The sequence below is a fragment of the uncultured Vibrio sp. genome (assembly GCF_947488985.1).
GTDB lineage: Bacteria > Pseudomonadota > Gammaproteobacteria > Enterobacterales > Vibrionaceae > Vibrio.
Genome location: NZ_CANLBV010000295.1, coordinates 1 through 477, shown reverse-complemented (window position 1 = coordinate 477; position 477 = coordinate 1). Strand labels below are relative to the sequence as shown.

Genomic DNA, 477 nt, shown 5'->3' with positions numbered 1-477 from the left:
AAGCGCTGGCTAAAATCCAGAAGCTCTATGGGATAGAATCCCGCTTAAAAGGTGCGTCTCTCGAGACACGAAAAGCAGAACGTCAACAGTATGCTAAGCCAATACTGGACGAGTTGTACGAATGGATGACAACTCAACAAGTGATAGCGTCTAGCCCGTTGGGTAAAGCGATTAAGTATACGCTCGGCCAATGGCCGAAACTTATCCGCTATATCGATGACGGTCATTTATCTATCGATAATAATCGAGCTGAACGGGCAATTAAACCGCTGGTCATTGGCAGGAAGAACTGGTTGTTCTCGACCACTGCAAATGGCGCTGACGCGAGCGCGATGCTTTACAGTATCGTCGAGACTGCGAAAGCCAACGGCCTTATCCTTTACGACTACATGGTCAAGTGCATGAAAGAGCTAGCGAAGGCTGAGCCAGATATCGATGTGCTCCTACCTTGGAACTTCAAATACTGACAAGTCGCCC

Annotated in this window: 1 protein-coding gene; it reads left to right on the top strand. The window is 48.2% G+C overall.

The window, feature by feature from the left end; genetic code table 11:
- Positions 1 to 467: transposase (locus tag Q1A70_RS20410; RefSeq protein WP_299695886.1), on the top strand; the 467-nt coding region annotated here is incomplete at its 5' end.
- Positions 468 to 477: the final 10 nt, after the last annotated feature.